Annotated in this window: 9 protein-coding genes; 5 read left to right on the forward strand and 4 right to left on the reverse strand. The window is 66.6% G+C overall.

The window, feature by feature from the left end:
• The first annotated feature begins 340 nt into the window (after positions 1-340).
• From ABTU92_RS25980 to ABTU92_RS25995, 4 genes are all read left to right on the forward strand, one after another.
• Positions 341-1,969, forward strand: coding sequence for a CTP synthase (locus ABTU92_RS25980; RefSeq protein WP_408094503.1), 1,629 nt, complete (start codon positions 341-343; stop codon positions 1,967-1,969).
• Between the two features lie 158 nt (positions 1,970-2,127).
• Positions 2,128-2,367 (forward strand): hypothetical protein, encoded by a 240-nt coding sequence (locus ABTU92_RS25985; RefSeq protein ID WP_408094504.1) that lies wholly within the window; start codon positions 2,128-2,130, stop codon positions 2,365-2,367.
• 136 nt (positions 2,368-2,503) lie between these two features.
• Complete coding sequence (locus ABTU92_RS25990; protein ID WP_408094505.1) at positions 2,504-2,857, forward strand: hypothetical protein; 354 nt, start codon at positions 2,504-2,506, stop codon at positions 2,855-2,857.
• A 101-nt stretch (positions 2,858-2,958) separates the two neighbouring features.
• The gene (locus ABTU92_RS25995) at positions 2,959-3,537 is read left to right on the forward strand and encodes a DUF29 domain-containing protein (RefSeq protein WP_408094506.1); all 579 of its coding nucleotides are present in this window, start codon (positions 2,959-2,961) and stop codon (positions 3,535-3,537) included.
• Positions 3,538-3,543: 6 nt separating this feature from the next.
• Here the strand turns inward: ABTU92_RS25995 and ABTU92_RS26000 are convergent, their stop codons facing one another.
• A complete protein-coding gene (locus ABTU92_RS26000) occupies positions 3,544-5,496 on the reverse strand; it encodes an FAD-binding monooxygenase (protein WP_408094507.1) in 1,953 nt (650 codons plus the stop codon).
• A 278-nt stretch (positions 5,497-5,774) separates the two neighbouring features.
• Between ABTU92_RS26000 and ABTU92_RS26005 the strand changes: the two genes are divergently transcribed.
• Positions 5,775-6,239 (forward strand): MarR family winged helix-turn-helix transcriptional regulator, encoded by a 465-nt coding sequence (locus ABTU92_RS26005; RefSeq protein WP_408094508.1) that lies wholly within the window; start codon positions 5,775-5,777, stop codon positions 6,237-6,239.
• Between the two features lie 135 nt (positions 6,240-6,374).
• On the opposite strand, the gene ABTU92_RS26010 is transcribed toward ABTU92_RS26005, so the two are convergent.
• The 3 genes from ABTU92_RS26010 to ABTU92_RS26020 form a co-directional block, all read right to left on the reverse strand.
• Positions 6,375-7,190, reverse strand: a complete 816-nt coding sequence (locus ABTU92_RS26010) for an ATP-dependent nuclease (RefSeq protein WP_408094511.1) — start codon at positions 7,188-7,190, stop codon at positions 6,375-6,377.
• A gap of 6 nt (positions 7,191-7,196) precedes the next feature.
• Positions 7,197-7,826 carry an AAA family ATPase gene (locus ABTU92_RS26015; RefSeq protein WP_408094509.1) on the reverse strand — a complete coding sequence of 210 codons (630 nt, stop codon included), beginning with the start codon at positions 7,824-7,826 and terminating at the stop codon, positions 7,197-7,199.
• A gap of 182 nt (positions 7,827-8,008) precedes the next feature.
• The gene (locus tag ABTU92_RS26020; RefSeq protein ID WP_408094510.1) at positions 8,009-8,242 is read right to left on the reverse strand and encodes a hypothetical protein; all 234 of its coding nucleotides are present in this window, start codon (positions 8,240-8,242) and stop codon (positions 8,009-8,011) included.
• Between the last annotated feature and the right edge of the window lie 1,081 nt (positions 8,243-9,323).

Genomic DNA, 9,323 nt, shown 5'->3' on the forward strand with positions numbered 1-9,323 from the left:
CCCCGGGCGCGCCTGCTGCGCCCTCCACGCCCGCGGCCCCGGCGCCTTCGGCACCCGCTCCGGCCGCCCCGTCGGGCCCGGAAGTGCCGCGCTCGCAGTGACGGCGGCCGGCCTCCGCCGGCACGCATTCGGGCCGCGGCCGAGAGGGCCGCGCACCGCCGATCACCATCCCGTCATCCACCGCCGGGCGAGCCTCGCCCGGCGCTCGAGGATCTGGGGCCAAGCCATTGCGAGATGGACTGAAAATGCATGCCGTTCCGGTCCCGGAACGGATCGTCGGGTCTGCCTTGCGCGCAAAGACCTCGTCGAATCGTTCCAGCTTGGCTAGAGGTTGAGCCCCATGACGCGGTACATCTTCATCACCGGCGGCGTGGTCTCCTCCCTCGGCAAAGGCCTCGCTTCAGCGGCGCTCGGTGCGCTCCTGCAGGCGCGCGGCTATTCGGTCCGCCTGCGCAAGCTCGACCCGTATCTGAACGTCGATCCGGGCACCATGTCGCCGTACCAGCACGGCGAGGTGTTCGTCACCGACGACGGCGCCGAGACGGATCTCGACCTCGGCCATTACGAGCGATTCACGGGCCGCCCGGCGACCCGCCAGGACAACATCACCACGGGCCGCATCTACCAGGAGATTCTCTCCAAGGAGCGGCGCGGCGACTATCTCGGCGCCACCATCCAGGTGATCCCGCACGTCACCAACGCCATCAAGGACTTCGTCCGCGAGGGCAGCGAGGGCTACGACTTCGTTCTGGTGGAGATCGGCGGCACGGTGGGCGATATCGAGGGCCTGCCGTATTTCGAGGCGATCCGCCAGTTCGGCATCGAGGTACCGCGTGGCAGTGCCATCTACATCCACCTGACGCTGCTGCCCTACATCCCCTCGGCCGGCGAGCTGAAGACCAAGCCGACCCAGCACTCGGTGAAGGAGCTGCGCTCGATCGGCATCCAGCCCGACATCCTCCTGTGCCGGACCGACCGGCCGATCCCGAAGGAGGAGCGGCGCAAGCTCGGCCTGTTCTGCAACGTGCGCGAGAGTGCCGTGATCGAGGCGCGCGACGCGGACAACATCTACGCGGTGCCGCAGGCCTATCACGACGCCGGCTTCGACGCCGAGGTGCTGCACGCCTTCGGCCTGCCCGCCGACCGCGAGCCGGACCTGACGCGCTGGCGCACCATCAACGAGCGCATCCGCAACCCCGAAGGCGACGTCACCATCGCCATCGTGGGCAAGTACACGGGCATGAAGGACGCCTACAAGTCGCTGATCGAGGCGCTCAGCCACGGCGGCGTCGCCAACAAGGTGAAGGTCAATCTCGACTGGATCGAGAGCGAGGTGTTCGAGCGCGAGGATCCGGCGCCGTTCCTCGAGCACGTCCACGGCATCCTCGTGCCGGGCGGCTTCGGCCAGCGCGGCGCCGAGGGGAAGATCCGGGCCGCCCAGTTCGCGCGGGAGCGCAAGGTGCCGTATTTCGGAATCTGCTTCGGCATGCAGATGGCGGTCGTCGAGGCGGCCCGCAACCTCTGCGGGATCGCCGAGGCGAACTCGACCGAGTTCGGCGCCACCTCCGAGCCGGTCGTCGGCCTGATGACCGAATGGATGCGCGGCAACGAGCTGGAGACCCGGGCGCAGGGCGGCGATCTCGGCGGCACCATGCGGCTCGGCGCCTACCAGGCCGAGGTCGCCCGCGGCAGCAAGGTCGCCGGCATCTACGGTGCGACCGAGATCTCCGAGCGCCACCGCCACCGCTACGAGGTCAACACCGGCTACAAGGACCGGCTGGAGCAGCACGGCCTGCGCTTCTGTGGCATGTCGCCGGACGGGCTGCTGCCCGAGATCGTCGAGTATGTCGACCATCCGTGGTTCATCGGCGTCCAGTTCCATCCCGAGCTGAAGTCGCGGCCGTTCGCGCCGCACCCGCTGTTCGCCTCCTTCGTCGGCGCCGCGGTCGAGCAAAGCCGGCTGGTGTGATGGGCTCTTGGACGTGCCGTCATTCCGGGGCGCGCCAAAGGCGCGAACCCGGAATCCAGCGGCAGAGTCTGTGTTCGTGGCTGGATTCCGGATCCGGCGCGGTGCGCCGGTCCGGAATGACGCTCCTTGATAGCACGGCATTGCACAGGAATTAGCGCATGAAGCACCTTCTCGCCGTCCTGGTGGCGCTCCTGGCGATCCTGTCGTGGACCTTCGCCGGCACCATCGTCGAGCTCGAAACCTACCGGTCCGCCAACGCGCAGGGGCTCTGCCACGTCGCGGACGTGGATTACGGGGCGGACGCCGGCGCCCGGGCGCAGCGCGAGCGCTGCCTCGCCGCGACCCACACCGGCACCGGTTACACGCGGCACCTGCTGAACGCGCTCGGCTGGTTCTGAGCGCCCGCGGCAAGCCTTCGTCAACGCTACTGTTTGTCCTCCGGGGACCGCGTCGGTGCACACGCAGTCGTGACTCGGGGTCTCGGCGCTCGCGCGGCTAGGATCGGGTACCCGAAACCGATCCGGAGCCGTGCCGATGGTCTCGTCCCCGCTGCGTTCGTCGCTTCTCGCCACCGCCGTCCTCGTCGTCTTCGGCGCGGCGCCTGCCGCCGCCGGCGACGTGATCCCGGTCATGGGCGACCGGAGCGCGGGCACCGGCTGGACCGAGGTCGGGCCGCCGACCACGCGCTTCGCGCCGGCCACGCCGGTTCGCCTCGGCACCCTCCAGGCCACCGACCTGCTCGGGCCGGTGACGCTGGTGCGTCCGGCCCGGCCCTACGACCTCGAGGCGTTCTCGCCGCACCTCACCGGCACGCCGCAGGCGCCGGCCCCCGTGGTCGTCGACCCGCTCTACGGCAAGGCGCCCCTGATGGCGCAGGGCGTCGAGTAGGGCACCCGCGGACCGGCCCGCCGCCGCGCCGCGCCTCTGCTACGATCTGCTATGATGGCCGGCGAAACACCGGGCGGCGGGGCCGCCCGGGCGGAGCCGGCATGAGCCACGACACCTCGACCCGAGCACAGGCGACGCGAGCACAGGTGACTCGCCCGGATTCGACCAGCGGGTCGGGCGCCGACGCGCAAAACCTCTACGACGCGGACATCCTGCTGTGGTCCGAGCAGCAGGCGGCGCTGATCCGCGCGCTCGGCCGCCGCCGCGACCTCCCGAACGACCTCGACATCGAGAACGTCGCCGAGGAGATCGAGAGCGTGGGACGGTCCGAGCTCGCCGCGGTCGAGAGCAAGATCGAATTGATCATCTTGCATGTCCTGAAGCTGGTCCTGGAGCCGGACGCGCCGCCGGCTCGTCATTGGCGGGCCGAGATCGCCGGCTTCCATGCCAACCTGCGACGCCGCTGGGCCCCCTCCATGCGCCAGCGGATCGACCTCGACGCGCTGTGGCGGTCCGCCCGCCAGCGGACCGTGCTCGCCCACGAGGGCACGCCGCTGCAGCCGGTCGCCGAAAACCTTCCCGCGACGTCGCCCTTCACCCTCGACGACTTCTTGGGCGAGCGGATCGATCCCGCCGCGCTGACGGCCCGGCTGCAGGCGCCGCCCGCGGCGCCCGTCTGAGCCGACCTACGCGCCGGCGGCTTCCGGCATCCGCCGCTCCGCCGGCGCGCAGGCTGGCCGCATGAAGCCGGCGAAATAGGCCGCCAGCGCCTCGTATCCGTCGAGCGGCAGCACCTCTGCGACATACTGGTCCGGCCGCACCACCACCATGCAGCCGGCGGCGCGGTCGATGCCTCGCATCGCGAAGATGTCCTGCCCCCCCGTCCGGTGGTCGGCACAAAACACCTTCTCGTAGTCGCGCAAGGCCAGGCGGCCCTTGGTGGGCAGCAGCAGCGGCGGCAGCGTGCCGATGTCGAGGGCGCGGTGCGGCTCCTGGAACACCGCCCGCACGTCGATCACGGCGTCGATGTCCTCGTTCTCGCGCGTGAACCGGCGCACCGGCGAAGCAGGATCATCGGCGAGCCAGGCGCACAGCCGTCGTATCGCGGAGCCTTCGGCGAACAGATCGCCGGCCGGGGCGAAGACAAAAATCCGGAAGCGGCCGTCGGCCTCGACCACGTGGCCGAGATGCACGGGCTTGGCGTCGGCGAGCCGCACCACGGGCGCCGAGTGGAAGCGTGTCCCGACCACAAAACCGGTCGCGAGATGCTGGTGCCGCCCGTCGCCGGTCAGCAGCGCCGGGGCGTAGCGGGTCGCCGTGCCGGCCGTGTAGCGGCCGTGGCTGACGAAGTAGCGCCGCGTCGCTTCCGGGTCGACCTCGCGGCCGTCGGCATGCGCCGAGGCGAGCAGCGCCGCCCATTCGCGGTCGAAGTCGATCAGCTCCTTGGCGATGGCGCGCCGCTCGGCCGAATAGGTGGCGAGCAGCATCTCGGGGCTGCGCCCGCGCAGCACCGCGGCGAGCTTCCATCCGAGATTGAAGGCGTCCTGCATGGAGACGTTCATGCCCTGGCCGGCCTTCGGGCTGTGGGTGTGGCAGGCGTCGCCGGCGATGAAGACGCGGGGCGCGCGCGTCGCGGTCTCGGCCTCCGGCACGTCGTCGAACTTGTCGGTGACGCGCTGGCCGATCTCGTAGACCGACCACCACGGCACCTCCTTCACGTCGAGCTTATAAGGATGGAGGATGCGTTGCGCCTTGGCGATCAGCGCATCGAGCGGAATGTTGCGCGCCGCGACGCGCTCGCCGGCGTCGAGCGCGGTCAGCTCCACATAGAGCCGCACCAGATGGCCGCCCTCGCGCGGGATCACGATGATGCTGCCCTCCTGCGCCGACTGGATCAGCGCCTTGCAGCGGATGTCGGGGAAATCCGTGACGGCGAGCAGATCCATCACGCCCCAGGCGTGGTTCGCCGAGTCTCCGACGAGCTCGCGTCCGATCGCGGCCCGCACGGCACTGCGCGCGCCGTCGCAGCCGACGACGTATCGCGCCCGCACGGTCTCGGTCGTCGTGCCGTTCGCCGGCCCGGCGCGCTCCAGCGTCACGGTGACGCCGTCGGCGTCGTGCACGAGCCCGAGGACGCGCCGCGCGTAGAACGGCTCGAGCTTCGCCGCCGACTTGCGCATGCGCTCCAGATAGAAGTCGTGCACGCGCGCCTGGTTGAGCACGACGTGCGGAAACTCCGAGAGCCCGTCCTCGACGTCCTGAACGACGCCGCTGCGCGCGATCCTTTCCGGCGCTGCCGGGTCCGGCCGCCAGAACGTCGTCTCGGTGATCCAGCACGCCTCCTTCAGCACCCGCTCGCTGAAGCCGAAGGCGTGGAACATCTCCATGGTGCGGCAGGCGATGCCGTCGGCCTGGCCACGCCGCATCGGCTCGCTCTTCTGCTCGACGATGCAGGTCTTTATGTCGGCGAACGCGGCGAGCTGCGTGGCGAGCGTCAGCCCGGCCGGCCCGCAGCCGACGATCAGCACGTCGACCGACGCGGGGAGGGGCCCCTGCGCGCCGGCGACCGCGGGATAGCGGTCCGCGGGGTCGACAATCTCGGGGTCGCCCGGCACGAAGCCGTCCTGATGGAACTGCATGCATCCTCCCGTCGGCGGACTTTTGTCTGGTGGCCGCCGTTGTCGTCCGCCGTCTTCGCCGTGCTCGTCCCACCCTCCGCTCATCCCCGCGCAAGCGGGAAACCAGGGCCATGGAGCGTGGAGCCTATGGGTCCCCGCCTTCGCGGGGACGAGCGGAAATTGGGTGTTCGCGCGACGACTGATATTGATCAGCATACTGACGATCAGTATGCTGTCAATCACGCGACACCCGACCGGACGCGACCCGACCGGACGCGACGTTCTCGAGCGAGGCCCGCATGGAGGATCCCAAGAACATGCCCGGCCATCTGGCGCGGCGGTTCCAGCAGATCGCCGTCGCCTGCTTCGTCGCCGAGGTGGAGAAGGCGGGCTTCGATCTCACGCCGGTGCAATACGCGGCGCTCGCCGCGATCGCCGCCCAGCCCGGAATCGATCAGATCGGGCTGGCCGGCCTGATCGCCTACGACCGCACCACCATCGGGGGCGTCGTCGACCGCCTTGTGCAGAAGGGTTTTGTGGTGCGCCAGGAGAGCCCGACGGACCGCCGCGCCCGCGTCCTCACCCTCACGCCGGCCGGCAAGACGACGCTGCGCGCCATCGGCCCGGCGGTCGCGGCGGCCCAGCGCACCATGCTGCGCGGCCTCGGCGCGCAGGAGCGCCGCGGCCTCGTCCGCCTGCTGCAAAAGGCCGTCGCCGGCGGCAACGATCTGAGCCGCGCCCCCCGCCGCGAGATGGCCGGGTAGCGCGTCGTATTGCGCCGGGCAGCCTCGCGGTGGAACGCCAAAAGCGGCGGAATACGCTCCGCTATTCCGCCATACGACGATCCGTTGCGTGGTGGTTCGCCGGACATTTCAATTGGTAGCGTAATCCGATAACGACTAAAATGGCAGCGTCATCTCAGGCTTTAAAAATTTCAAGATGCGACTTACCAAAAACTTCATCTCCGTTTCATAGATATGCTTGAGTTCCCATTGTTCTGTAAACATTCCATATTTGTCAAGCGCTGATCGTGTGCTTGGTGTGTTGCCGCATTCTGTATATTTATCTCGAATGTCGGGAGTTGGAATTCTCAACAAGAGTATCTGTTCACTTGCACCGAATTGTTCTCTGGCTTTTCTAAGTGCTTTCAGCCCAGCGCCATCTCCGTCAAATACTGCTACCGCAGGAATTCCAAGTTCGTTGCAGGCGGTCAGCCAAGCCAGAATTCCAGTCGCTCCGCCGCTCCCATACCCAAATATCTCAATGTATCCATTACCGGAGTCGATGAAATATTTTTGAAGAATATGAGCATCCTCATAGCCCTCAAGCAAGACGCAGCCTCGAGAAAAGAAAACCTCTTTAGCAAGAGCGTCATATGCCCGCTGGTTTCGCGGATCCTTCTCTGCAATTGCAGTTATGCGACGTATTGTTCTTCTGCCGAGCGAATTGAAGACACTCCCTTGTCCTGAAGCTAAGTTTGCTCGGTATATTTTAGTTCCAGACTTTATGTGCCTCCAATCGACAAAATGAACCGAATGCGTACTGACGATCACTTGTCGGTTTTTCGCCTGGCGAGCTAGCAAATCATAAAGCCGACGTTGACTTTGTGGATGAAGGGACAGTTCTGGCTCGTCTACAAGGAGCACTTCATCACATTTCTGAGAAAGCAACGAAAAGCACATTCGAAAAAGGTTCTGTATCCCCTCGCCAACAATTCCTGCTCAGTGTGAAAATCCTGAAGTGCTCTCGAAAGCGAGGAAATCTTGCCCATATCCTCGATCCACCCAGAAATCTTTAATACTGGGTTCGATGAATCGCAGTGTATTGATATACTCCCGCTTGAGTTTAGGGTCTCGCTCTACCTCGTGCAGCATATTGCCAAACATTGTATCGATATAAAATTCGTCATTCTTTCTGAAGCGATCGGAGTCAGATTCATATGCATCGCGAACGTATCCAACATTGCGTGAAAACCTATCTTTCCATGGTCTTCTTGCTGGAATATAGCGGTGAACAATTGGCTTTTGCGGATCTCTGCCGATAATTTTAAGATACGCCGACCGATCTACCGTTTCGGTATGCAGCAAATGCTTTTGGCCAGATATCTCTATCATCAACGAAACAATAGGGAAATTTGCGCCTCGTCGATCCTCGATCTCTGCGATAAATTCGTCATCTTGAGAGCACATTGCGCTAATTGCACGCAAGACCGTACTCTTTCCGGAATTGTTTGGGCCAACCATGACAGTCAACCCGCTTCCTTCAGTGTGCCCATTAGGTGACGCGAAAGTAATTGATTGTCGAAGGCCGATGCCGCGGTAGTTTTCGATTTTGATTTCAATAAGAGGCATCCGCCTCTCCCTGCACGGGTTCGAAGTTAGACTTATCTTTTGCCGCCTGGCGCGACGCAGGAACGACTGAGACCGGCATGCACGTCGAGCGGCGTTTAGCCAGAAAGCGTAGCTGGGTTCCGTAGGCGGAATAGCGCAACTGTATTCCGCGACTCGACCGGATCGTCACGATCGCGCAATGTCTACGGCCGCCGCAGCCTGGCCAGCACGGACTCGACCTCAGCGTCCGAGGCGAAGCGGCCGGCCGTCGCGTCGGCGAGGCCGCGGTCGATGCCGGCCTGCTCCTCGGGTGTCGGCTCATAGGGGCCGGCGAGCGAGGCCTCGATCTCGAAGGCGAGGTCGGCGAGCTGGTCCTGCGCCGCCGCGGGCCAGGTCTCGACGCGTGCCAGGGCTGCCGCGAGCTTTCGGGTCGTCATGACGCAAGGCTAGCACGGCACCGATGCGTCGCCTATCGGGGTGGGGCACGGGACGAGCCCCGGAAGCGCCGAGTCAGGAGTGAAGGCACGGCCTCGCGGTGGTCGTCGTCCGCGCAGGCGAGGGCTTTGCTTTTCTCGGTCATTCCGGGGCGGCGCATCGCGCCGAACCCGGAATCCAGCCGGCGGCGGACCCGCATTCCGCTTCGCTCCATGCGGGCTACGACGGCGGGCTGCGAGGGCGGGCGTTGAAGACCATCGCGCCGTCGATCACCCCACCTTGCGTCTGCGGACAAAATTCCTATACTCCGTCCCGTCCTGCTCCACGAGGGACGTCGACCGGTGACGTCGGGCGGCGGAGCGGGCCGGGTGCTGGGGCACGGCGCGAGCCGCACCCGACACCGGTCGCCGGAACGACCGGGAAACCGGCCGGCGAATGCGGCGCCTGCGGGCGCGGCCTCGTCCGCCGCGCTCCCGGGGGTGTTCGGGCCCCGCCCTCCGGGCACCACGACCCGGGCGCGAGGAGTATCGCTGACGAGGTCTCGGCCCGGTCGGTCGAACCCCAAGCGCGGCCGAACAACCGAAATCGCCGCGGTGGAGCGCCGGGAGGCGCGCGTGTCGAGCCCTTCGGGGCGCGATGCGCGCCGCACTCCCAAACGCACGGACAAACGGTGTGGCGCCTCCCGGCGCTCCCCCTCCCTCGGTCTTTTTCAAGAGAAGGGCCGGGTGCAGGTCATGGGCACACCCCGGGCGCCGCGCGCGTCGCGGGACAGGGAGGCCGTGCCGTGAGGGAGCCTCGTAGCCCGCATGGAGCGAAGCGGAATGCGGGACCGCCGGCGCGGCCCAAAAACGCGATCCATCCCGCGGTCCGACCCGGCGATCAGAGCCCGCGATGCACCCCCCGCATTCCGCTTCGCTCCATGCGGGCTACGACGAGAACACTGGCAGGCGAGCATGACGCGGCACCGGCGGCGCACCACCGACACCACCCGACAGGCCGCCGGAGACGCGGCCTCGCCGCCGGCCGGCGTGCCGATGCCGTCCGCCTGGATCGTGCCGTCGCGACTCTCGCCCGAGGCGCTGG

This window comes from Rhodoplanes sp. SY1, assembly GCF_046000175.1.
Lineage (GTDB): Bacteria > Pseudomonadota > Alphaproteobacteria > Rhizobiales > Xanthobacteraceae > Rhodoplanes.